The following is a 22,748-nucleotide window of genomic DNA, read 5'->3' on the forward strand; positions in this document are numbered from 1 at the left end:
TCCGCCGGAACCCGACCGCTTTTCTGTGACCACTCGTACGTACCACTTGTGAATCCCTCGTCGTGGCGGACGTACCTCGTGACGGGAGCGGACCGCTCCGCGGGACGGACGACGCCGGAGATCGTCGCCGACGCGCTGGCCGGGGGGGTCGACGTCGTCCAGCTCCGCGAGAAGGGAACCGACGCGCGGAGCCGGTATCACCTCGGGCTGCGGCTCCGCGAGCTGACTGCGGATGCGGGCGTCCCGCTCGTCGTCAACGACCGGGTCGACCTCGCGGCGGCGATCGACGCCGACGGCGTCCACCTCGGGCAGTCGGACCTGCCGCCCGAGGTCGCCCGCGAGCAGTTTGGTCCCGACGCGGTCGTGGGCGTGTCGGCCTCGACGCCGGCGGAGGCGAGAGAGGCGGTCGACGCCGGCGCGGACTACCTCGGCGTCGGAGCGGTGTACGGGACGGACTCGAAGAAGGTACCCGACGAGCGCGACGGGATCGGCCCCGAGGGCGTCCGGGCGGTCGCCGACGCGGTCGACGTCCCTGCCATCGGGATCGGCGGGATCGACGCGGACAACGCGAGCGCGGTCGTCGAGGCGGGCGCGACGGGCGTGGCGGCCGTCTCGGCGATCACGGCCGCCGAGGACCCGCGGACGGCGACCGAGGAACTCCGGGAAGCGGTCGAACCCGAGTGAGGGACATCGAACGGTGGGTCCGGATCGACGGGCCTTCCGCGGTCGGGAACCGAGAGACTGAAGGTGAAAGTGGCGAACAGGCGGTGCGTGTCGGTCGAAGGGCGCGTCGGTCGTGGAACCGCGTCCCTCCGCTCCGAAACCGCGCGGGACCACACCGCACACCCGCGTTCCCCCGCGCGGCGGTCGAGCGTGTCACGCGACGGGGTGTGCCGGCATCCGATACGAGGTGACGCCAGAACCTACCGCGTCGCCTTCTTCCACTCGCGGAGCCCGATCCGCTCGCCGTCGACGTCCTCGGCGGGCGCGTCCGTGGCGGCCCAGACGAAGAGCGGTGCGACGCTGTCGGGGTCGCGGGCGCGCTCCATCCCCGTGAGATCGGTGGCGACGAGCCCCGGATCGACGACGCCGACCGTCGCGTCGAGGTCGGCGGCGAAGCCGCGGGCGACCGCCTCCGCCGCGGCCTTCGACACCGCGTACGCGCCCATCCCGGCTTTGGATTCGTGGGCGACCGACCCGGAGGGGACGAGGACGCGCGCGCCGTCGGCGAGGTGGGGGATCGCCTCGCGGACCGTGGCGAACACCCCGCGGGCGTTCGTCCGCATGGCGTCGTCGAACGCGCGGTAGGCGGTCCCGTCGATCGGCGACTCGCCCGGCACGCCGTGGAAGACGGCCGCGTTGGCGAGGACGACGTCGACGGGGCCGGCCTCGCGGGCCACGCGCTCGAAGAAGCGCTCGAGGTCGAACTCGTCGCGGACGTCGACGCGAGCGCCCCAGGCGGTGCCGTCGGAGTCGGCGTCGTCCGCCCCGCTCGCGTCCTCGTCACCGACCTCGGCGGCGTCGCCGGCGGCCGCTCCGTCCTCGCTCGCCTCTCCGTTCAACTCGGCGACCGTCCGGTCGACGGCCGCACCGTCGCGGCCGGAGACGGCGACGAACGCGCCCGCGTCGACGAACGCCCCGGCGACCGCCCGCCCGATCCCGCTCGTTGCCCCGGTGATCGCGACAGTCGGTTCCATCGAGAGTCGGTACGGGCGGCGGCGACTTAGTGGTATTCACCGCGGCCGTCGTGGTGGTATTTATACCGATCCCGTCCGAGGATCGGGTATGGACGCGGCCCCCGACATCGACGCCGTGGCCGACGAGTCCGTCGTCGTGATCGGCGGCGGCTTCGGCGGCCTCTCGACGGCCTGTTACCTCGCCGACGCCGGCGCGGACGTCACCCTCCTCGAGAAGAACGAACAGCTCGGCGGGCGCGCGAGCCGCCTCGAGGCCGAGGGGTTCCGCTTCGACATGGGTCCGTCGTGGTACCTGATGCCCGACGTCTTCGAGCGCTTCTTCGGCCACTTCGACCGCTCGCCCGAGGAGTACTACACGCTCACGCACCTCGACCCCCACTACCGGGTGTTCTGGAAGGACGGCGACCGGGTCGACGTGCTCCCGGACATGGAGCACAACCGGGAGCTGTTCGAGGCGTACGAGCCCGGCGCGGGCGACGCGCTCGACGCCTACCTCGAGGAGGCCGAGCGCACCTACGAGATCGGGATGGAGCACTTCGTCTACGAGGACCGCCCCCGCCTCCGCGACTACGTCGACCGCGACGTGCTGCGCTACTCGTGGGGGCTCTCGCTTTTAGGGAAGATGCAGGGACACGTCGAGGGGTACTTCGATCACCCGAAGCTCCAGCAGCTGATGCAGTACACGCTGGTGTTTCTGGGCGGGTCGCCGACGAACACGCCCGCGCTGTACAACCTGATGAGTCACGTCGATTTCAACATGGGCGTCTACTACCCCGACGGCGGGCTCGGCGCGGTCGTCGACGGGATCGTCGAGCTCGCCGAGGAGCTCGGCGTCGAGTTCGTGGTCGACGCGGAGGTCACGGGGATCGAGGGACGGTACGGCGCGTTCGCGGTCGACACCGCCGGCGGCGACCGGTATCTCGCCGATATCGTCGTCTCGAACGCGGACTACGCGCACACCGAACGGGAGCTGTTGCCGGAGCGGAAACGGCAGTACACGGAGGAGTACTGGGAGTCGCGGACGTACGCCCCCTCGGCGTTCCTCCTGTACCTCGGCGTCGAGGGCGACGTGCCGGAGCTGGCCCACCACACCCTGGTGTTGCCGACGCGGTGGGAGGAACACTTCGCGCAGATCTTCGACGATCCGGCGTGGCCCGACGACCCCGCCTACTACCTCTGTGTTCCCTCGAAGACCGACGAGACGGTCGCCCCCGACGGGCACAGCAACCTGTTCGCGCTCGTTCCCATCGCGCCCGGCCTGGAGGACACCCCGGAGCTCCGTGCGGAGTACCGCGATCTCGTGCTCGACGACGTCGCGGAGAACACGGGAACGGAACTCCGCGACCGGATCGTCTTCGAGGAGACGTTCTGCGTCGCGGACTTCGCCGACCGCTACAACAGCTACGACGGGAGCGCGCTCGGGCTCGCACACACTCTCCGACAGACGTCGCTGTTCCGGCCGCCGCACCGATCGACGGCGCTCGACGGGCTCTACTTCACCGGCGCGACCACGACGCCCGGCATCGGCGTCCCGATGTGTCTGATAAGCGGGGGACTGACCGCGGAACGGATCGCGGACACGATCTGAGAGCCGTGACCGGATCCGACGCCGCGGGCGACGAGGTCGGTGGCGGGACCGACCGCGACGAGGCGACCGCCGACCTCCCCGACCACCTCCGCTACCTGTTCGTGCTCTCGCGACCGCGCTTCTGGCTCTACCTCGCCGGCCCCGTCGCGGTCGGCGTCACCTACGGCATCGACGGGGTGGACGGGCTGTTCACGCCGACGACGGTCGCGCTCGCCGGCTACTTTCTCGTCCCGGCCAACGTGTTCCTCTACGGCGTCAACGACCTCTTCGACGCCGACGTCGACGAGCACAACCCGAAGAAGGACGACCGGGAGGCCCGCTGGCAGGGGAACCGGCTCGCGCTCGCCGCGGTGATCGCCGCCGCGCTCCTCGGGACCGGGACGTTCGCGCTCACGCCGCGGGTCGCGTGGCCCTTTTTGGCCGGCTTCTTCGTCCTCGCCGCGGGGTACAGCGCGCCGCCGTTGCGGTTCAAGACGACACCCTTCGCGGATTCGGTCTCGAACGGGCTCTATATCCTTCCGGGGGCGGCCGCGTACGCGACGGTCGCGGGGACGGTCCCGCCGACCGCGGCGCTCGCGGGCGCGTGGCTGTGGACGATGGGGATGCACACGTTCTCCGCGATCCCCGACGTCGAGCCCGACCGGGAGGCCGGGATCCGGACGACGGCGACGCTGCTCGGCGAATCGCGGACGTACGCGTACTGTCTCGCCTGCTGGGTCGCCGCCGCGGCCGCGTTCGCCGCGGTCGACCTCCGGTTCGGCGCGCTCCTCGGGGTATACCCCATCTTCGTGGCGTGGGTCGCGGTATCCGCCGTCTCCGTCGACCGCGCCTACTGGTGGTTCCCCGCACTCAACACCGCCGTCGGGACGCTGCTCGCGATGGGCGGGCTCTGGCGGGTCTACCCCGTCTGGGAGGTCCTCGGATGAGCGACGACGGCTCGTCGATGGTGACCGCCGACTCGGGGGGGGACACGTTCCGCGATCGACTCCCGGACACCCGCGGGGGCGTCGAGGCCCTTCTCGACGGACTCGTCCGCGAGAACCGCTTCACGATCGCCGTGTTGTTCCCGGCGGTCGGCGCGGTCACGCTCGTGGGGAGCGCGGAGGGGTGGGTCCCCGAGCCGTTCGCCTTCCACCCCTGGTTCGTGCTGTTCGGGGTCTGCGTGATGCGCTCGCCGCTCGTGGTCGGGATCCTCCCGCTCTTCGACCGGCGGGCGGCCGGCTGGCTCGGCGTCCTCGTCGCGTACACGTACGCCATCGAGGGCGTCGGGGTCGCGACCGGGTGGCCGTACGGCAGCTTCGAGTACGCGATCGACCTCGGCCCGATGCTCGGCGGGGTCCCGCTCGCGCTCCCGGTGTTCTTCATCCCGCTCGTGGTCAACGCCTACCTGCTCTGTCTGCTGCTCCTCGGCGGCCGGGCCTCGAACGCCGCGGTCCGACTGCTCGCCGTGAGCGCGACCGTGGTCGCGATGGACGTGGTGTTGGACCCCGGCGCGGTCGCCGTCGGCTTCTGGCGGTTCGGCGAGGGCGGCGCGTTCTACGGCGTCCCCCTCTCGAACTACGCGGGCTGGGTGCTGTCGGCGGTCGTCGCGGTGTTCACGCTGGATCGCGCGTTCGAGACGGACGCCGTCCGGGAGCGATTGGCGGGCTGCGAGTTCATGCTCGACGACATGGTGAGTTTCGTGATCCTCTGGGGCGGGATCAACGTCTGGTTCGGGAACCTCCTCCCCGCGCTCGTCGCGCTCGCGTTCGGTCTGGGACTCCTCGCGACGGACCGGTTCGACGCCGGCCTGTTGACGCCGTGAGGCGGGAGCGGTCGGGGCGGCGAGACCGGCTGACCCGACCGCTTCGGTCGGACCGAGGGGGCCGACCGCGGCGCCGACTCGAAACCCCTTATATGCGGGCCGCCCCTCCGGGAGATATGGAGACGGGCGTCGTCGACGAGACGGGTTTCGAACGAGGGACCGATGAGTAGCCTCGCGATCGAGTACGGCACCCACGAGCGCGTGCGGGAGGTGATAGACCGGCTGACGTTCTGTGTGGAACACGTGAGCGTCGGCTTCGGCGGCTGGGAGGACCCCCACGTGAAGGGGCCGGGACTGTACTTCGCGGTCGTCGCCGACCGCGAGTACGGGGCGTACGCGGACCCGATGGGCGACAACCGGTGGCCGCGGGACCGCTGTCGGTCCGTCTTCGAGGAGGACGCGTTCGTCGAGGCCGCGGAGTCGGTGAGCCTCGAGTGTGACGGCGGGATCGTCGTCGCCGTCGACGGCGAGTTCGAGTCGCAGATGGTCCGGTTCCGGGACCTCGGAACCAGAAGCGGCGAGACGGACCTCGTCGACGACATCGCCTACGAGCCGTGGATGGGGTCACGGCACATGAGCGCGATGGAGACATCGGTCCGACCCGAGGTGGTCGCCACGGTCACCCTGAGCGAGGAGACCGGTCGCGTGAGCGTGTTCAGAGACGGGGAGGCGGAGTCGTCGACGCACGAGGAGATCGGCGGCCCCTGGCGCGCGGAGTAGACGAACGAGCGGGCGGGCGGAGCGGGAACGCCTCGCGGGGCGTGCGGAACCCCAGCCGGTGGGGACTCGACCCCATTCTTATTCCCCTCCCCCGCGAACGGTCGCGTATGTACGACGACGTCCTGGTTCCGACCGACGGCAGCGAGGCGGTCGACCGCGCGCTCGATCACGCGATCCCGCTGGCGGCAGATCACGACGCGACCGTCCACGCGCTGTACGTCGTGGACCGCCGGGTGGCGAACGCGAGCTCGAGCGACCTCCACGACGAGGTGGTCGCGGATCTCGAGTCGCAGGGTGAGGCCGCCGTCGCGGCGGTCGCGGAGCGAGCCGAAGAGGCCGGGCTCGCCGTCGAGACCCACGTGCGTCACGGGACGCCCGACACCGAGATCGTCGGGTACGCGGAGGACGCCGGGATCGACGTGATCGTGATGAGCCCGGAGGGAAAGTCGCCTCGCGAGCGGATCCAGTCGCTCGGAAGCGTCTCCGACCGCGTCACCGACGACGCGACCGTCCCCGTGTTCCTGGTGAAGTAGATCGGCCTCGAACGGAATTCGCTCACTACAGGTGATCCACATACCGACACACAGAACGGATCAACCTACGTTGTGTCAGAAGCCCCGTGCGAGATACAGAGCGTGGGTGTAACGACGAGGTGACCGTCCTTCACCCAGTATCCAACCGGTGTAGTGTATTCGTTGCCAGTTCTCGACCCGATGAACGTCAACAACGGTATCGAATCACTCACAAGTGAGTGTAGCGGCGACCGCAACAGACGCGACATCACCGGATTGACGAGCTCGTAGGCGACGTCGGGGAGCGGGGGTCTCCGAGTTTCGACGTATCCACTCCCGGCGCTGTTCCCCGATGATCCCCGATGGGGCTGGGAGTCGCCGTGGAAGTCGTCCGCGTGGTCCTCGACGAACGCTCGCATTCCCCGAGGGCGTCGACCGAGGAGGTGCTGGCTGTCGTCGGTCACGCGCGTAGCTAATCCGAGGCGTACAGTGGTGTAGATACCACACATAAGTGCGATGAATCCGAGTGGCTTCCCTCGACGGTGCATCCGCCGTCCGAACGCTAGCAGGGACGGATCTGGATATCTGATGGGTCGATTTAGAACGTCGCTGAAGACGGCGGCGACCTCTTCATAGTCCAGCGCTTCGGGTCCCGTGAGATCGTAGGCTTGATTCGTGTGTCCGGACTCAGTCAACACGATCGCTGCTGTCTCACCGATATCCCGCGCGTCGACGAAACTGGTCTCCCCGTTCCCGGCTGGCACGAAGATCTCGCCATATTCAACGATATCTCCACGATGGACTTCGAGGAGGTTCTGCATGAAAAACGACGCCCGGAGCAGCGTATACTCCATATCTGTCGCCGTGATTCGCTTCTCGATCCAGTGGTGAGGGACGAGGACGTTCTTTTCTGCACCGAGCGTCGAAAGGTAGGCAATACGGGCGACACCCACCCGATCCGCAGCCTCGACGAACGCTCCGATCTCCGATTTGTCCACGACCGGTGGTCGAACGAGGAAGACGCCATCGACATCCGTCAGCGCACGACCCCAGGTTTCCGGCTTCGTGAAGTCGAACTCGATCAGTTCTCCTGCGTCCGCGATCTCGTTCGAGACAGTCTCGGGGTCACGAACCCCGATCTTGATCGTGACGTCGCGGTCTGAAAGGGCGGTGACGACATGCTGACCGACGGTTCCAGTTGCCCCGGTAACGAGTATCAACTCCGTCACTGTTCGGCCCTCCAAGAGACGAGCACCCAGACCGACACCGCTGCGACGACGACGTGCATTGCCATGAGGACGACGACGGCAAGCGGGGTCGCAGCTGGATCGATCGCGAGCAACGCAACGTCGGGGACGAACGAGAGGAGTAACACGCCAGCGGCTAGCCGTACGAACGTCCGGTCAGCACTACTGACGTACCGATCGAGAAGCCAGTAGACCACCGTCGCTCCGCCTGCGCCGAGTGCCGACAGAAACGCAACGGGCGGGATAGTCAACGGGCGGAACGCTGGGGCGATGCCGAGCGCGTCCACGCCAAGCACGAGTACCGCGTTAGCGAGTACAGCGAGCACGGCAGCAAGCCCTCCCCGCACCGGTACGGAAGGTGACCGGGTCGCAGTGTGTTCGGCGCCCGTCATACGTCTGCGACCTTCGGCATTTCGTGGACGTACAGGTTGCCTTCGAGACAGTCGAGGATGAACTCGGCCACGTTCGCCCGCGCAGCGGTGTCACGCATGCCGAGCGAGAGGTCCGTCCCGTGGTGGAACTCGCCCGTATGGGCGTTTTCGGTGAGACGTGGGGCACGTACGACAGTCCACCGAGTGTCGCTGTCTTTGATGAGTTCGACCTGATCACGAGCGTCTTCGAGGACTGACCGCGCTAGCAGTTTCAACAGTACACCCATCATCCGTCCGCCGAGATTCACCGATTCGCCCTCCTCGCGGATGCCCGCACCGACCAGCGTCACGAAGCGCGCGCGGCGGCGGAGCCGTCCCGGACTGTGGCGGTCGGCGTCGCCGACCGCCCTCTCGACACCGTGTCGGTTCATCGCCGCCAGCATGTGTCGGCCGGCTTCCGTCAGTAGGTGGTCCGGCCCCTCTGAACTCTGCGCGAGAACGCTGACGACGGCATCGACGGGGTCGCCGTCGCCAACGATAGCGCGTTCGACGCCCTCACCACTGTATGCGTCACCTTCGACTACGATGACTCGGTCATCGTTCCGAACTGCGGGTGAGAGGCCGGTCATATCCCGAACGAAGGCGACCACTTCGTGTCCGCGTTCGACTGCCTGTTCGACGAGTGGTCGGCCGGTTCGTCCGGTCGCACCGAATACTGCGATTCGCATACGCGGAGTAGCATCCTGGAAAGGATATACTTGTAACTTCGAAGTTTCGAAGTATTAGGCCTCGAACCGCCTCACAGCCAAAGATACAAATCCACAAGTAGCGATATTCAGACACCCATGGCTGGACCGGGCGATCCACCGGACGTTCCCGAGTTGAGCGCGGGATTGTCCCGTGAGGAAGCGATCGCGCTTCGCGAATCGTTCGATCCTGAGGAACGGGAACGCATCGGTCACACCGTCGCAGAACTGCTCGATCTCCTCGGGAAGGCCCACACGATGGCGGTTCTGAGCGCATTCGCATTCACCGAGGGACCGCTTCGATTCAGCGACCTCGAAACCGAACTCAACGTCGCGCCGAACACCCTCTCGACGCGGTTACGGGATTTGACGGAAGCAGGGCTACTCGACCGTGAGGCCTACGACGAGGTCCCGCCTCGCGTGGAATACACACCGACTGAGAAGGCGGAATCGCTGTTCCCCGTGTTCGCCCATCTTCACCACTGGGCGGTCGAGTACGAACTCTAACGTCGATTTCTGTAGCAACATCCAAACTTCGAAGGTCATCACCGGAATCAGAGGGAGCGGCTGAACTGTCCCGAAACGAGAGGTCCGGTAGAGAGGAAACGCCTACCGACGCTGGATCCCCGACCGCGGTCAATGTCGATGGGTTCGAACTCGTCTACTCGGACGGGACTGTCGCCGTTCGAGGGATAGTCATGGCCGTCCCCGAAGGGGAGTTCTACATATGCGCGTTGTATCTCGCACGATCATCGGAACACCTCTTTGAGCTGGTAGAGCCCTCGGCGCTCAATACACACACGCGATATACGGCCCGATCCATCGACTCGTTCCCGAAACCGAACGCCGGCGGACCGACCGGATCGACTCCCGCCGGCCGGGCGGTCGGTAACTTACTTGCGGTCGGCAACGTAGGATCCGGCATGGAACTCACCGTCCTCGGCAGCGGGAGCGCGATGCCGGTTCCCGAGCGGGTCCAGTCCGGGTACCTTCTGAAGGACTCGGGGGGCGACGGCGCGGATCGAAGCCTGCTCGTCGACTGCGGCAGCGGCGTGCTCCACCGGCTCGCCGACACCGACCCCGGCTACGAGGGGGTCTCGACCGTCCTCTTGACCCACCACCACCTCGACCACGTCGCCGCGCTCCTCCCGCTCGTGAAGGCGCGGTGGCTCGCGGGCGAGGGGCACCTGGAGGTCGTCGGCCCGACCGGGACCAAGGCGCTCGTCGACGGCCTGCTCGACGTCCACGACTACCTCGACGGGCGGATCGACCTCGTGCTCCGGGAGGTGCCGGCCGGCCGCGCGTTCACGGCGGGCGGGTTCGACGTCGTCGGCCGGGAGACGCGCCACTCGATGTCGTGTCTCGCGTACCGGTTCTCGCCGCCGAGCCGGGACGACGACCCCGCCGAGGGGCCGCTCACCCTCTCGGGTGACTCCGAGGCGTTCGCGGGGCTCGCGCACTTCGCGGACGGCAGCGACGTGCTCGTCCACGACTGCTCGTTCCCCGACGGGACCGACGTCTCGAACCACCCGACGCCGGCGTCGCTCGGGGAGTCGCTCGCGGACGTCGACGTCGGGACGCTGCTGCTCTCACACCTCTATCCGCACACCGGCGGGCGCGAGGCGGAGATGGAAGCGAGCGTCCGGGAGGCGGGCTTCGACGGCGACGTGCGGGTCGCCGCCGACGGGCTCCGAGTCCGGATCCCGTGAGTGATTATCTAGTAATACCACAGGGTTAATACCACCGCGTCGGGAGGCGATCCCATGGCCTTCACCGACGACCTCCTGGACGCGGGGTCGGAGATCTGGACGGCACAGTTCGAGCACCCGTTCGTGTGCGAACTCGCGACCGGCGACCTCGCGGACGCCGCGTTCCGCCGGTGGCTCGAACAGGACTACCGGTACCTCTTCGATTACGCCAGGGCGTACGCGGTCGCCGGCGCGAAAGCGCGCGAGGAGGCCGCGATGGCGACGCTGCTCGGCGGAGCGGACGCGGTGTTGAACGAGGAGCTCGACCTCCATCGATCCTTCGCGGCCGAGTACGGCGTCACGGAGGACGACCTCCGGGAGACGGCGAAGGCCCCGACCTGCGAGGCGTACACGAACTTCCTCGTCCGGACGGCACACGACCGGCCGGTTCCCGTCGCCGTCGCCGCGCTGTTCCCGTGTATGAAGGGGTACCTCGACGTGGCCGACCACATGGCGGACCTCGCCGAGGGCGACCACCGATACACCCCGTTCATCGAGACGTACACGAGCGATGGGTTCCGCGCCGAGACCGCCTCGATGCGCGACCTCCTCGACGGGTACGCCGAGTCGTATCCCGGCCGCCGCGACGCGATGCGCGAGGCGTTCCTCACGAGCGCCCGCCTCGAGTCGGCGTTCTGGGAGATGGCGTACGCCGGCGAGACGTGGTCGGCTCGCGAGTCGACCGGTCGCGCCGACGGTCGCGGCGGCGACGACGACGGCCGCGCCGTCGATCACGATCTCGATCGCGACGACGCGTAACGTCTGGGAGTTACGTATCGCCCGGATCGACCCGGATGTTTAAACGTTCGTGCGGGTATCTGGTGGTATGGCCGAGCCGCTCGCGGACGACTTCGGACGGGAGGTGACGGGCGTTCGGGTCTCGCTCACCGACCGGTGTAACTTCGACTGTATCTACTGTCACAACGAGGGACTCGGCGACACGCGCGGCCCGATGGAGCCCAGCGAGGACGAGATGAGCGCCGACGACGTGGTTCGCTTCCTGGAGGTCGTGGAGGGATACGGCGTCGACTCGGTGAAGTTCACCGGCGGCGAGCCCATGCTGCGGCAGGACCTCGAGGAGATCATCGAGCGCACCCCCGACTCGATGGAGGTGTCGATGACGACGAACGGGACGTTCCTGCCGGGGCGCGCCGAGGACCTGAAAGCGGCGGGACTCGACCGCGTCAACGTCTCGCAGGACGCGCTCGATCCCGACGACTTCGCGGCGGTGACGAAGTCGGGCGCGTACGAGCGAGTGCTCGAGGGCGTCAAGGCCGCCGTCGACGCCGGGCTCGACCCGGTGAAGCTCAACATGGTGGTGTTCACCCACACCGCGGGCTACGTCGAGGAGATGGTCGACCACGTCGCCGAAAACGAAGGACTCCAGCTCCAACTCATCGAGTACATGCCGGAGCTCACGGGCAAACCGGAGTGGAACGTCGACATCGGACGCGTCCACGACTGGCTCGCCGGGAAGGCGGACCGGGTCGAGCGCCGCGAGATGCACGACCGGAAGCGGTACTTCGTCGGCGAGGACGCGCCCGGCGAGGGCGGCGGGATGGTCGAGATCGTCGACCCCGTCGAGAACGAGGAGTTCTGTGCCAACTGCGGCCGCGTCCGCGTCACCCACGAGGGGTACCTGAAGGGGTGTCTCAACCGCAACGACGACCTCCGGTCGATGGGCGAGATGAGCCGCGCGGAGATCGCCGAGACGTTCGAGGCGGTCGTCGCCAACCGCGTTCCCTACTACGGCGAGTACCTGATCGAGAACGACGACGGCGAGTACGAGATCAACGAGGAGTACCTCGGGACGCCGAGCGTCGCTGACTGAGGCTTTCCTGCCGGCACGGATCGTTTCCGCTACGATACGGTGCGGTGGCGCGCCGGTGAGCGGGTGCGTCAGCACCCGCGAACCGCCCGCGAGGGAGTTGCGAGCGCGAGAGCGCGAGCAACGAGGCTGGGGAGGCGTGAGGTGCGGTCGCGGTGCGGCGGGTGGGACTCAAAGGGGCAGTTGCGAGGACGAAGCACGGCGCAGCAAGGACCGGAGGAGCGAACGAAGTGAGCGACGAGGACCGCAACAAGCCGCGCGAGTCGTCGCAACTGGGGCTTTGGAGGTGTTCGTCGAAGTCACGTTTCCTGCCTTACATCTCGAGCGGCCGGGGATTTGAAAACGCCTACTGCGCCAGCGACGACACGCTCTCGACTGGGTCGTTAACGAGACCGATCCCCCGCGATCCGCACTCGATCGCCTACACCGACGACGTGATCCCGCCGTCGACGCGGAGGTTCTGGCCGGTGACGTAGCTCGACTCCTCCGAGAGCAGGTACGCGACCGCGTCCGCGATCTCCTCGGTTCGCGCGGCCCGCCCCATCGGGATCTCCGCCTTCGTCTCCTCGTCGACGTCGTAGCTGTCCGCGAAGCCTGGCAGGACGCTGTTCATGCGGATCCCCGCCGACGCGTACCGGTCGGCGTACAGCTTCGTGTAGCTTCCGAGGCCGGCCCGCAACACGGAGGAGACGGGAAAGTCCGGCGAGGGCTCGAACGCCGAGAACGTCGAGACGTTCACGATCGCCCCCTCGCCCTGGTCCTCCATGATGGGCGTGACCAGCCGGGCCATCCGGATCGTGTTCAGCAACACCAGGTCCATCCCCTCGTACCACTCCTCGTCGGAGATGTCGAGGAGGTCGCCGGAGGGCGGATGACCCGTGTTGTTCACTACGGCGTCGACCCGGCCGTAGCGCTCGTGGGTCGTCCCCACGAGCGCCGTCAGGTCGTCAGGTTCGGTGACCGAGCCCTCGAAGCCGTCGCCGCCGAGGTCGTTCGCGACGTCGACCGCGCTTCCGGAGGGAGAGAGCAACACCGGGAGGTACCCGTCGTCGCTCAGCCGCCGCGCGCAGGCCTCGCCGATGCCGCTTCCCGCCGCCGTCACGATCGCGACCGGGGTGTCTTCCATACGAGCGATGTCGCAGGTACGGGCATAAGACCACCGGCGCGTTCGGGGTCGGTCCGCCCGACGAGTACGGAACTCGACGAGTACGGAACTCGCGCTCGCGGACGGATGCAGAGACAAGTCGCCGTTTGAGCCATACCAACGTCTTTACTCGGCCCGGACGCTCCCCACGTATGGCACGGCAGTCGACGACCAGACGACGATTGTTAGGTGTCGGTTGCGTGAGCGCGGCAGTCGCGGCCGCGGGCTGTCTCGGTTCGTTCGATTCCGTCGGGGACGGGGCCGGCGAAACCGACGGATCCGGCGATCGCTCGCTCCGTCTCTCGCTGTCTCCCCGGGACGATACGCTCCGGGAGCGATACGTGATCGACGTCGCCGACCTCGCCGACGCCCGCCCACCGGACGCCGAGGAGGCCTTCCGGACGACGCTCGAGGGGTCGACGTACACGACGCAGTACCGGACCCCGTTCTTCTCCACTCCCGACGACCCCACGTACGTCAGGGAGGAGGGAACCTACTACTGGCTCGGGTCGGTCGTGATCGACGAGGCCGTCGAGACCCGTCCCGTCCTCAGACTTCGGGACGGAACCCGCATCGACGACGACGCTACCGACGCCGACACCACCGAGACCGACGCGGTCGCGGCCGAGGATCTTCCCGAAGGCGACCGGCGGGCCGTCCGGATCGCACACATGGCCGCCCGCGCCCGCGGCGACGAGGGCGGCGTCCCGTGGGGGCTGGTACAGCGCGGCGGCTACGTGTACCGCTCCGAGGAGGCCGTCGAAACGAGCCGGGTCCTGTCCGATGACGGTCCCGACCGCGTCGTCTACCGCGAGACGGCGTACGCGGTCGACGTCGCCGAAGAGCGGTTCTACGAGTCGGTCCATCGCGCGACCGTCGAGTCCGTCGCGACGAGTCCCGAACGAATGGAGGCGATCCTCCGGGCCAAATTCGTCGACGCGCGGATCGACCGCGACGCGCTCTCCACGGAGGAAACGGGGGTCATCCGGTCGGCCCGCGGAGAGGGATACGACGAGACGCATCCGTACTCCGACGCGTACCGGGGTGTGTTGACGGCGCTTCACGAGCGTGCCTACCTCGACGGAAACGTCGAGAAGGACGCCTTCGACGACGCCGAACACGGCTCGGGGACGGTGCTGTACGGCGACGAGTACTACGAGTATCGACTGCGGTTCACGTCCTCGTCCGCGGCGTAGAGCGGGACACCGTGGCTTCGGAAAGGAACGGACACAGCGGAATTCGTCGGTTCGGTGGCTCCCAGCGTAGATTCGAGAGTCATCTATCGGGAGGACGTCGCTACGGTGTTTTGTCTGTTTCCGGTCGGACGCCGATCGTCGCGACGCAGCGACCGCTATCTCCTCTGGACCCAGACCGACACGGCCACCATCCCGCCAGCCAGCCCCAGCGTGATCGGGACGATGGAAACGTCGTACCCGAGGTTCGCCCCGAACACTATCACCTGAACGACGAGAAGCATGAGCATCGCCAGCGATCCGACGATCCGCTCGCCGATGTCGATGCTCGAGGCCTCGAACAGCACGCTCATGAACACGACGACTGCCGGCATCGCCAAGACCGCGATCGGTTTCGCGACGACGTTGTCCGGCTCGCCGGCGGCGTTCCAGTGGATCGCCATCTGGTCCGGTAGGGCCGCGTAGAGGGCGACGCCGAGGGCCAACAGCACACCGGTAATGAGGGCGGCGACAGCCCGCTGTCGGGGCAAGAATCGTACAAGGGCGTTCATGTCAGCTGGCGATAGTTCGGACTGACAAATAGGTTTCCGGCCTTGGTTCGTTCTTGGGACGCGTTCGCAATTGACGAGTCCAGTGCTCGCAAGCGAGATGAACGGGGAAATTCTGTGTACGTGAAGGATGAACGTCGCGTGCTGGGCGGTCAGCGAGTAGTCGAATCACGTGATCTTCTGGCGGTATCAGACCGTATTCTCTTTTTTCTCCGGTCAGGTTGAGAACGAGACCTCCCAGCACATTCCCTGGAGCAAGTTCCACGGTCGGCACGTCAACTCCGGCAACTCTCTTTTTAACTATCAGGAAACCTTGATAAAAGCCACTATTATTAATTTGGACCTAGCATCACAGGATATAGATGACACTTACGAAGATAGTTAAGCAAAAGAAATGTTTAAGAAGTTACCTGACCTCTCTGACGAGGTCGATTATGTTATTAGCGGAGAGCCACTTAATCAGATGACCAACGCGGACAAACGTATTCTATTTATTCCGTATCCTAGATTAATCCACACTCTGTCGACAATTGCGGAGAACATTGATGTTCCCCGTCAAACCGTCTCTAAGCGACTCAGTACGCTACAAGCCGCTGAGTTTGTGGAAAAGATTTCTCGTGGAAAATATAAAATCACTCGGAGGGTCAATTCGTTGTATCTGGAGATCCGGAAGTGTGCCAAGGTGATCAGATTTAATCATAATATAGACAATGTTTGATAGTAGTTTTGAATTGATCCAGGCCACCATCCTGATTTCTGGTGCTGACCTTTCTACAGCAGTAGTAGCTTCGATTGTTGGTGCAGTAGTGGCAGGGATTATAAGCGCGGTGATTAACGGTATGTCATTATTAGCTCAGTACCAAATAAATGAAAAGAATCAAAAGAATATCGTTAAAAGAAGATGGAAGCGAGAAACAATCAAAACTTTGCGCGAATTAGAGAGAGTGGTTCTCAACTTTGATCCATCTGACTCCCCAGAAAATGATATTGAAATAATTGATAACTTGGTCAGCGAGATCGAGGATCAGAAGGGAGTGATTCCAGACAAATTCGATAATATTGAGTCAGATTTAACAGAGATTACCCTTGCTAATGAACGGAGGGGTTCTGATGATTATTATGACTCCATGTTTGAATATCGATCAGAGCTGCTCCAAAAAGTCCAAGATACTTTGGATAATTTTAATCATTAGCTAAATTGAATACATTCATGATACAGTATTCATAATATCCTCCGGTGATAAAATCTCATAAGAAGAATTATTCATTTTATCCTCAATATCCGATTTTTCACGATATATTACTCCATTCTGCGGAGTGAGTAAGTATTTTTTATCGCCACCTGACCAAGCATAGGCGTCCAATAGTATCTCTATAACTTCCTCATCTTCTATAATCTGGCTTATCGACGTTTCAAATATAAGTGGATCATGTGCTGACGAAGTATATCTAGACGAAACCAGCAGATCCAATTCGCGTTGTGCTTTAATAGATTGTGTTAAATTATTACTTAAATACCGCCTGAATTCTCGTATTCCGAGGTCCCGTACGTCCGATTTCAAGTTTCCAACATCTGGCAGATACTCTGGATCAATATTTAAATCATCCACCAACTCTGAATGGGTTAATGTATCTGAGACAAATTCATTTAACGCGTCTTCATCAGAAAGATCCTGAAGAAGTTCGGACGCTCTATTACATAGGTGCTCTAACAGCATCTGAATATTTGCTAATCCGTTTGTCACCCTTTCCCAGCACGACTTACGAATTACAATATTTACACCGAACTCATTGAGCTCGCGTAATACTCTTCTCGTTAGATCACACTCAGAAATATGTGTTCTACAAAAATCTAAACCAACGTATTGGTCGATAAGTATTGAACTATCGACTTCAGACATTACGAACTTCTGAAGGCAGCATCTTGAAGGCTTTTGATTGAATTAGTAGCCTCAGGACTTGTCGACCTAACTGTTTCATAGTCTGCCCTTAAGTTGTGTTCCTTAAGACTCGTGTTCCAGCCTTTGAGTTGAGTTTTCCAGGATGGCTTGTCCGCATTCAAGATATTCTGTCCGGAGCGATTAAACGATTCAAGACTATCTCCTGGCCCCTCCGCACGATCAAGAGATATCGTCATGCCAATCCACGGCAACACATATTCATGATAGACGACACGAGATTGACGTATCGTATCCACCTCATCTTCGGTTAATTCAGACCGCTCTTCAATTTTCATCAGGGATTCATCTAATAGAGTCAGATATTCACGAACATGACTCCCGATATCGTCTTCAATTTGGTCGTTCTGTCTGATCTGATACTGAAGATCTATTGAGGAGTCTTTGAATTGATCGTAGTTACTGCCGATATTATTGATAAATTCCTCTTGAGAGAGATGTTCTATTTGCTCAAGTACCTCAATAATGTTGGTGCTAGCCAGATATATGCCAGTATATGGCTCGGGATTCCACTCTTCGTAATTGTCTGTTAAGAAGGTAAAAATATCTTTATTAAATGTTTCTCGGAGATCAAGACCGAGAAGATGGTCTATCAGATCCTCCTCAGTTACAGCTACCTTTTCAGGACTCGGGACATATGCTTTTTTGCTGCTAGCTTGTACGTTGAGTGATTTTGGCCGAAGACGGTCGTATGGCTCAAATTGCCCGTATTTGTACCACGTCCTGACAATCGGTAGATCGAACGCTTTGATAGCAGAGTATGCAATCTTTTTAATTTTGATATTGTCTGGGTAGAACCCTCGGACTCCCGTATACTCAGACGGGATGGTGAGCTCGACACCCTCTTTGTGGAGTGCTGTCTCTAAGGACCGCTTCAGTAGCTCAACCGAAGTGCTCTCCTTATCGCTAATTTGAATTGGGATTTCCATTACTGAATCCAAGGCCGTATTTTAATTCTGTGGGCGGATTTCTCGTATAGTGTCTGTCAGTATTCGGGCCAATAGGTTAATATACACCGGTTGTGTTCTTTTGGAATGAAATGTAATAAACATATATTACACAGGATGTCTCAAAGTTATTTTGATTTCCAGTAGATGAAGATAGTAATTATTGGTGCTAACTTAATCAGCTATGACTTATGTCCGGACACAGGCTCTACTAGAACTTTGGTGCTTCGGTGGGCCCAAATGTTCTGCTCCATTTGCCTGTACCAAATACCATTCCAACATATATCGTACACGGATTCTCTCTTCTTAATTACTCGAAGGGTGTCAAGGTTAGATGATGGCATTGTGGAGAGCTGCGAAGGCTTTGACCCAGCAGTCTACTGATTTCCAGGAGCTATGGTGGGGGAACCGGCTATAGAAGAGCCTGGTTCGGTACTTGAGAAGGTCGAACCAGGCTTCGACCAGAGACCGTTCCCCCCACGTTTCACGGCGTGGGTCACAGAGATCGAGGTCATCGAGTGCCCAGTTGTACCATGGTCCACGATCTACGAGAACAACTGATTCACCACGACACCGCTTGAGAGCTTGTTTGACGAACAGCAAGGCGTCGAGGTCAGATCGGCCGGGAGAAACCTCGATGTGGATGACTTCGAACGTCTCCACATCGACTGCTGCCCAGACGTAGACCTCGGTCTCTTCGACTTTCAGCTTGGTCTCATCGATAGCGACGGTCGAATGGTAGTCGGGATCTGGATCGAAGAGGTGCGCCAACCGGTGATACCACTGGCGCACGGCCTCGTATGAGCGCCCGGCTACCCGCTCAACGCGCCGGTATGAGAGACCGGCGTGATACAAAAACGCTGCTTCGACACGCTGTTCGGTCGGCGTATCCTCACGCGAAAATACTTCTTGATCGCGTGCTTTCGCAACCACGCGGTCGAGCATCTTCGAGTCACCAACTCACCCTTGCTCGGCCGCACTCTTCACGCTAAGGTTGACACCCTTATTAACCAACTTTTATCAAGTTGGTCGACTGGGATTTCATCTGGATCAGATAGTTGATTTGAGGGAGAAACCCGTTCATATTGGTTTTTTTACTGTTTAGAATTGATCAGTTCAGTTCATACATCAGAAAATCAGACTATTTGAGTTCCAATTATCTACAAGCAGATCAAAAAATCAACTCTTCAGTTCTGTTCAAACAATTCCTCACCGTGGGATTCGAACCGAAATCAGACGTGCTCGCTCACCGCTCGCGGCTTCGCCGCTCACTTGTCGAGGTGCTCGCTGCGTTCGCACCTCGCACCGCTCGCTGTGCGCGACTGATAGGGTTCGAATTCCCTGCGTGCCGGTTCGCTCGCCGCTTCGCTTCTCGCAGATAGCGGGCACGGTGGGATTCGAACCCACGACCGTCGGATTAGAAGTCCGACGCTCTATCCTGGCTGAGCTACGTGCCCTCGCCCCGACTATCCGGGCGGGCGGGTAAAAACCGTCGTGGTTCGCGCCGCCACGCGGGCACCGACCCCGCAACAGCAAGCCTAAGTCCGCGACGCCGGTAGCTCCCGGTAATGAACGTCATCGGAACCGTCGGCCTCCCCGGCAGCGGCAAGGGCGAGGCGGCGACCGTCGCCGAGGCGGTCGGCGTCCCGGTCGTCGTCATGGGCGACGTCATCCGCGAGGAGTGTCGCGAGCGGGGGCTCGACCCGGCCGAACACCACGGGCGGATCGCCGGCGTCCTCCGCGAGGAGGAGGGCGACGACGCGATCGCCGCCCGGACGATCCCCAGGATCCGCGAGGCGGCCACAGAGAGCGACGCCGACGCCGTCCTCGTCGACGGCCTCCGCTCGACCGTCGAACTCGAGCGCTTCCGCGAGGCGTTCGGCGACGGCTTCACGCTCGTGGCGATCCACGCGCCCTTCGAACTCCGCGCCGAGCGCCTGGGCGACCGCGGCCGCGACGACTCCGACTCCGATCTGGAGGCGCTCCGCGAGCGCGACGAGCGCGAGATCGACCTCGGACTCGACGAGACGCTGGAGCGCGCCGACGTCGAGATCGACAACACCGGAACGCTCGAGGCGTTCCGCGAGCGCGTCCGCGAGGTGATCGGGGTCGACGGCGACGGTGACGAGGAGGCGGCCGGCGAACCGACCGATCCGGACGCCGAGCCCGCGGGCGGTGGTCGCCCGTGATCTACAGCGTCGACGTCCGGATCGTCGCGCTGGTCAACGACACCGAGGTGACCGACCGCGTCGCCGACGCGGTACGGAACGTGTTTCCCGACGCCGAGCCGACCCACGAGGACGGCCGCCTCGTCGCGGAGACGCACACTCTCGACGCCTTCTCCGACGTGCTCCACGAACAGGAGATCCTCGACACCGCCCGCCGGGTGTTCCTGCGCAACTCGACGGACGAGGGCTTCTCGTTCGCGTTGAAGAAGCAGGCGGCCTTCGAGGGGACGGTCAACTTCGCCGTCGGCGACCCCGACGAGCTCGGCGACGTCGACGTCGAGGTGCGCGTCCGCGAACCCGACGTCGAGTCGTTCATCGACTACGTCGCGCCCGAGACCGACGAGGGCCGGCCCGTCGACCCCGTTCGGGAGTACGGCGACCGGTTCGACCCCGAGAACGGGGCGTACTGATTCCCGACCGAGGCCGCAGCTTTGCTCTTCGGTTCCCGCTATCCGTCCGCGAGGAGCGACGCGACCGCGCCGCCGACCGCGCCGAAGACCGCGGGATAGACGATCCCCGCGAGCAGGCCGGCCGTCGGAAGGATCGGCGCGATGGCCCCGTCGCCGATCGAGTAGCCGAAGACCAGAACCCCCGCGAGCGCGATCGGGAGGTAGCCGGCGACGACGAACCCGCCGGCGCGGGCCCCCTCGATCGGCTCGGTGACGCCCGCGATCCGCCCGGCGAGGAGGCCGGCGACGAGCAGGAGGAGGGGCGGAACGAGGTACATCGCCGCGAGCGAGCCGGCGTCCGACTCGGCGATGAAGTTCACCACTTGCGTCCCGCCGAGCGGGGTCGGCACCTCCGTGGAGACGAAGTGCGCGTTGTAGAACACCCATCCCACCGCCTTCCACGCCGGGATCGGATCGCCGCCGATCAGGTCGGCGACGAAGTTGATCCCGCGAAGCGACTCGCCGACCCGTCCGCGCTGGGTCACGAACACGACCAGGTAGCCGAGGAGGTACGCCGCAACGCCGCCGGTCGCGCCGACGGCGAGGTCACGCGTCGCGTCCGAACGGCCAGTGGTCGACATACCCACCGGTCGTCGCGGCGCCGTAAGTGCTTGGTGGGCGAGGACCGCTCCAACCCGCCGCTCTCTCGGTCGATCGCCCTCAGGTCCCGGCCGGGGGCTCAGTCGTCGCCGGCGACGACCGCCTCTGCGGGGTCGACGACGGTGCCGTCGAACTCGTCGACGCCGACCCGGTCACACAGGTCGTACAGCGGGCACGCCTCGGGGTCGTCCAGACACGCCGGCTCGCGCGCGGTACAGTACTCCCGTCCGAACTGGATCATCGCGGTGTGGCCGAAGCCGCACTTCTCGGGTGGGACCTGGGCTTCGATCGCCTCGCGGACGTCCTCGTGATCGGCGTCGGGCGGCGCCAACCCCATCCGCCGGGCGATCCGATGGACGTGGGTGTCGACCGGGAAGACCCCGCCGCGACCGCCAGCGAAGAGCAGGACGCAGTCCGCCGTCTTCGGCCCGACCCCGTCGACGGAGAGCAGCGTCTCGCGGACCTCGCTCGGGTCGCCCTCGGCGACGAACCGGTCGAACGCCTCAGTAGAGCCGAACTCCCGGAGCGCCCACGCGGCCGCCTCGCCGATGACCTCCGACTTCCGGTTGTACAGCCCCGCGGAGGCGATCGTCTCGGCGAGCTCGTCGCGGTCGGCGTCCGCGAGCGTCTCGGCCAGTCGAGCGGCGGGCCCGTACCGCTCCATCAGCGAGTCGTGTGCGGGCTGGCTCGCCTGGTCGGAGGTGTTCTGTGAGAGGATCGTCCGCACGAGGCACTCGAAGCCGTCGCGGCCGCCGTACGCCTTCCGCCAGTACAGCTCGCCGAGCTCGTCGACGACCGCCTCGGCGCGGGAGTCGCCGTCGCCGGGCGCGAACTCGTCGGGCTCGCCGCCGCCGTCCGGACCGCCGCTGATGTTCTCCGCCGGCTCGTCGGGCATAACCGGACGTTGGACGCGATCGGTCAAAAGTCTCGTGTCCGTGCCGGACCGGGAGCTGGTCCCGGATCGGTCCGACGGGCGTGCGATCCGCCCCCTTCGGCAGGTTGAAACCGATCGCCCCGTAACGGAAACCATGAGCGTCGAACAGGCCCCCATCGAGGAGCTCGGTCGCGAACTCGGCGAGCGGATCGCCGCCACCCCCGAATACGAGCGCTTCGAGGAGGCACGCGAGGCGGTTCAACGCGACGAGGACGTCCAGGAACGCATCGACGAGTTCGAGCAGATTCGCGCCGAGTTCATGCAGGCGCGCCAGACCGGCGACGCGACGCAGTCGGACCTCCACCGCGTCCAGAACGCCCAGGAGGAACTCCACTCCATGCCCACCATGACCGAGTTCCTCGATGCCCAAGACGAGCTCTCCGAGCGCCTCGAGGCGGTAAACGAGGCGATCTCCGAGCCGCTCGCGGTCGACTTCGGCGGGGAGGCCGGCGGCTGCTGTCAGGACTGAGTCCGACCGGCAAGTTC

General features: G+C 63.8%; 25 protein-coding genes, 1 tRNA gene and 1 pseudogene. 15 read left to right on the forward strand and 12 right to left on the reverse strand.

Going from position 1 to position 22,748, the window contains the following annotated elements; translation table 11 throughout:
• Window positions 1-48 precede the first annotated feature (48 nt).
• Complete coding sequence (thiE, locus tag NO889_RS10125) at window positions 49-684, forward strand: thiamine phosphate synthase (RefSeq protein WP_256412131.1); 636 nt, start codon at window positions 49-51, stop codon at window positions 682-684.
• 239 nt (window positions 685-923) lie between these two features.
• On the opposite strand, the gene NO889_RS10130 is transcribed toward thiE, so the two are convergent.
• Entirely contained in the window at window positions 924-1,697 is a 774-nt protein-coding gene (locus NO889_RS10130; RefSeq protein ID WP_256412132.1) for an SDR family oxidoreductase, read from the reverse strand.
• An 88-nt stretch (window positions 1,698-1,785) separates the two neighbouring features.
• Here NO889_RS10130 and NO889_RS10135 point away from each other — a divergent pair, with 88 nt between their 5' ends.
• The 5 genes from NO889_RS10135 to NO889_RS10155 all read left to right on the forward strand — a co-directional run bounded on the left by NO889_RS10135 (window position 1,786) and on the right by NO889_RS10155 (window position 6,342).
• Window positions 1,786-3,285, forward strand: a complete 1,500-nt coding sequence (locus NO889_RS10135; RefSeq protein ID WP_256412133.1) for a phytoene desaturase family protein — start codon at window positions 1,786-1,788, stop codon at window positions 3,283-3,285.
• Between the two features lie 5 nt (window positions 3,286-3,290).
• Complete coding sequence (locus NO889_RS10140) at window positions 3,291-4,211, forward strand: prenyltransferase (protein ID WP_256412134.1); 921 nt, start codon at window positions 3,291-3,293, stop codon at window positions 4,209-4,211.
• Complete coding sequence (cruF, locus tag NO889_RS10145; protein ID WP_256412135.1) at window positions 4,208-5,089, forward strand: bisanhydrobacterioruberin hydratase; 882 nt, start codon at window positions 4,208-4,210, stop codon at window positions 5,087-5,089. The genes NO889_RS10140 and cruF overlap by 4 nt, the downstream gene beginning before the upstream one ends.
• Before the next feature lie 162 nt (window positions 5,090-5,251).
• Window positions 5,252-5,809: a diadenylate cyclase gene (locus NO889_RS10150; protein WP_256412136.1), complete on the forward strand. Its 558-nt coding sequence runs from the start codon at window positions 5,252-5,254 to the stop codon at window positions 5,807-5,809.
• A gap of 107 nt (window positions 5,810-5,916) precedes the next feature.
• Window positions 5,917-6,342 carry a universal stress protein gene (locus NO889_RS10155; protein WP_256412137.1) on the forward strand — a complete coding sequence of 142 codons (426 nt, stop codon included), beginning with the start codon at window positions 5,917-5,919 and terminating at the stop codon, window positions 6,340-6,342.
• Window positions 6,343-6,695: 353 nt separating this feature from the next.
• Here NO889_RS10155 and NO889_RS10160 read toward each other — a convergent pair.
• From NO889_RS10160 to NO889_RS10170, 3 genes and pseudogenes are all read right to left on the reverse strand, one after another.
• Window positions 6,696-7,550 (reverse strand): annotated as a pseudogene (locus NO889_RS10160) (SDR family oxidoreductase); the annotation flags it as partial.
• Window positions 7,547-7,960, reverse strand: a complete 414-nt coding sequence (locus NO889_RS10165) for a DUF6069 family protein (protein WP_256412138.1) — start codon at window positions 7,958-7,960, stop codon at window positions 7,547-7,549. The gene NO889_RS10165 and the pseudogene NO889_RS10160, both read right to left, overlap by 4 nt.
• Window positions 7,957-8,667 (reverse strand): NAD(P)-dependent oxidoreductase, encoded by a 711-nt coding sequence (locus NO889_RS10170; RefSeq protein WP_256412139.1) that lies wholly within the window; start codon window positions 8,665-8,667, stop codon window positions 7,957-7,959. The genes NO889_RS10165 and NO889_RS10170 overlap by 4 nt, the downstream gene beginning before the upstream one ends.
• Window positions 8,668-8,784: 117 nt before the next feature.
• Between NO889_RS10170 and NO889_RS10175 the strand changes: the two genes are divergently transcribed.
• The 4 genes from NO889_RS10175 to moaA all read left to right on the forward strand — a co-directional run bounded on the left by NO889_RS10175 (window position 8,785) and on the right by moaA (window position 12,264).
• The gene (locus NO889_RS10175) at window positions 8,785-9,192 is read left to right on the forward strand and encodes a winged helix-turn-helix transcriptional regulator (protein ID WP_256412140.1); all 408 of its coding nucleotides are present in this window, start codon (window positions 8,785-8,787) and stop codon (window positions 9,190-9,192) included.
• A 416-nt stretch (window positions 9,193-9,608) separates the two neighbouring features.
• The gene (locus NO889_RS10180) at window positions 9,609-10,394 is read left to right on the forward strand and encodes an MBL fold metallo-hydrolase (protein WP_256412141.1); all 786 of its coding nucleotides are present in this window, start codon (window positions 9,609-9,611) and stop codon (window positions 10,392-10,394) included.
• Window positions 10,395-10,448: 54 nt separating this feature from the next.
• Complete coding sequence (tenA, locus tag NO889_RS10185; RefSeq protein ID WP_256412142.1) at window positions 10,449-11,192, forward strand: thiaminase II; 744 nt, start codon at window positions 10,449-10,451, stop codon at window positions 11,190-11,192.
• A 67-nt stretch (window positions 11,193-11,259) separates the two neighbouring features.
• Window positions 11,260-12,264, forward strand: coding sequence for a GTP 3',8-cyclase MoaA (gene moaA / locus NO889_RS10190; protein WP_256412143.1), 1,005 nt, complete (start codon window positions 11,260-11,262; stop codon window positions 12,262-12,264).
• Window positions 12,265-12,682: 418 nt separating this feature from the next.
• On the opposite strand, the gene NO889_RS10195 is transcribed toward moaA, so the two are convergent.
• Window positions 12,683-13,387, reverse strand: a complete 705-nt coding sequence (locus NO889_RS10195) for an SDR family oxidoreductase (RefSeq protein WP_256412144.1) — start codon at window positions 13,385-13,387, stop codon at window positions 12,683-12,685.
• A 170-nt stretch (window positions 13,388-13,557) separates the two neighbouring features.
• Between NO889_RS10195 and NO889_RS10200 the strand changes: the two genes are divergently transcribed.
• Window positions 13,558-14,601: a hypothetical protein gene (locus NO889_RS10200; protein WP_256412145.1), complete on the forward strand. Its 1,044-nt coding sequence runs from the start codon at window positions 13,558-13,560 to the stop codon at window positions 14,599-14,601.
• A gap of 155 nt (window positions 14,602-14,756) precedes the next feature.
• On the opposite strand, the gene NO889_RS10205 is transcribed toward NO889_RS10200, so the two are convergent.
• Window positions 14,757-15,149: a DUF1648 domain-containing protein gene (locus tag NO889_RS10205; protein WP_256412146.1), complete on the reverse strand. Its 393-nt coding sequence runs from the start codon at window positions 15,147-15,149 to the stop codon at window positions 14,757-14,759.
• Between the two features lie 707 nt (window positions 15,150-15,856).
• On the opposite strand from NO889_RS10205, the gene NO889_RS10210 reads away from it, so the two are divergent.
• Window positions 15,857-16,339 (forward strand): hypothetical protein, encoded by a 483-nt coding sequence (locus NO889_RS10210; protein ID WP_256412147.1) that lies wholly within the window; start codon window positions 15,857-15,859, stop codon window positions 16,337-16,339.
• A gap of 15 nt (window positions 16,340-16,354) precedes the next feature.
• On the opposite strand, the gene NO889_RS10215 is transcribed toward NO889_RS10210, so the two are convergent.
• The 4 genes from NO889_RS10215 to NO889_RS10230 form a co-directional block, all read right to left on the reverse strand.
• Window positions 16,355-17,047 (reverse strand): hypothetical protein, encoded by a 693-nt coding sequence (locus NO889_RS10215; RefSeq protein ID WP_256412148.1) that lies wholly within the window; start codon window positions 17,045-17,047, stop codon window positions 16,355-16,357.
• Window positions 17,047-18,033, reverse strand: a complete 987-nt coding sequence (locus NO889_RS10220; RefSeq protein ID WP_256412149.1) for a DUF8098 family protein — start codon at window positions 18,031-18,033, stop codon at window positions 17,047-17,049. The genes NO889_RS10215 and NO889_RS10220 overlap by 1 nt, the downstream gene beginning before the upstream one ends.
• A 348-nt stretch (window positions 18,034-18,381) precedes the next feature.
• The gene (locus tag NO889_RS10225; RefSeq protein ID WP_256412150.1) at window positions 18,382-18,996 is read right to left on the reverse strand and encodes a DDE-type integrase/transposase/recombinase; all 615 of its coding nucleotides are present in this window, start codon (window positions 18,994-18,996) and stop codon (window positions 18,382-18,384) included.
• Between the two features lie 437 nt (window positions 18,997-19,433).
• A tRNA-Arg gene (locus NO889_RS10230) sits at window positions 19,434-19,508 on the reverse strand.
• Between the two features lie 111 nt (window positions 19,509-19,619).
• On the opposite strand from NO889_RS10230, the gene NO889_RS10235 reads away from it, so the two are divergent.
• Window positions 19,620-20,240 (forward strand): AAA family ATPase, encoded by a 621-nt coding sequence (locus NO889_RS10235; protein ID WP_256412151.1) that lies wholly within the window; start codon window positions 19,620-19,622, stop codon window positions 20,238-20,240.
• Window positions 20,237-20,689, forward strand: a complete 453-nt coding sequence (locus NO889_RS10240; protein WP_256412152.1) for an RNA-binding domain-containing protein — start codon at window positions 20,237-20,239, stop codon at window positions 20,687-20,689. The genes NO889_RS10235 and NO889_RS10240 overlap by 4 nt, the downstream gene beginning before the upstream one ends.
• A 38-nt stretch (window positions 20,690-20,727) precedes the next feature.
• On the opposite strand, the gene NO889_RS10245 is transcribed toward NO889_RS10240, so the two are convergent.
• Together NO889_RS10245 and NO889_RS10250 are read right to left on the reverse strand one after the other, a co-directional pair.
• A complete protein-coding gene (locus tag NO889_RS10245) occupies window positions 20,728-21,309 on the reverse strand; it encodes a DUF7978 family protein (protein ID WP_256412153.1) in 582 nt (193 codons plus the stop codon).
• Window positions 21,310-21,407: 98 nt separating this feature from the next.
• On the reverse strand, window positions 21,408-22,223 hold the full coding sequence (locus NO889_RS10250) for an endonuclease III domain-containing protein (protein WP_256412154.1): 816 nt from the start codon (window positions 22,221-22,223) through the stop codon (window positions 21,408-21,410).
• A 133-nt stretch (window positions 22,224-22,356) separates the two neighbouring features.
• Between NO889_RS10250 and NO889_RS10255 the strand changes: the two genes are divergently transcribed.
• Complete coding sequence (locus tag NO889_RS10255; RefSeq protein WP_256412155.1) at window positions 22,357-22,731, forward strand: YlbF/YmcA family competence regulator; 375 nt, start codon at window positions 22,357-22,359, stop codon at window positions 22,729-22,731.
• Window positions 22,732-22,748: the final 17 nt, after the last annotated feature.

The organism is Halorubrum rubrum (assembly GCF_024494685.1).
Taxonomy (GTDB): Archaea; Halobacteriota; Halobacteria; order Halobacteriales; family Haloferacaceae; genus Halorubrum; species Halorubrum rubrum.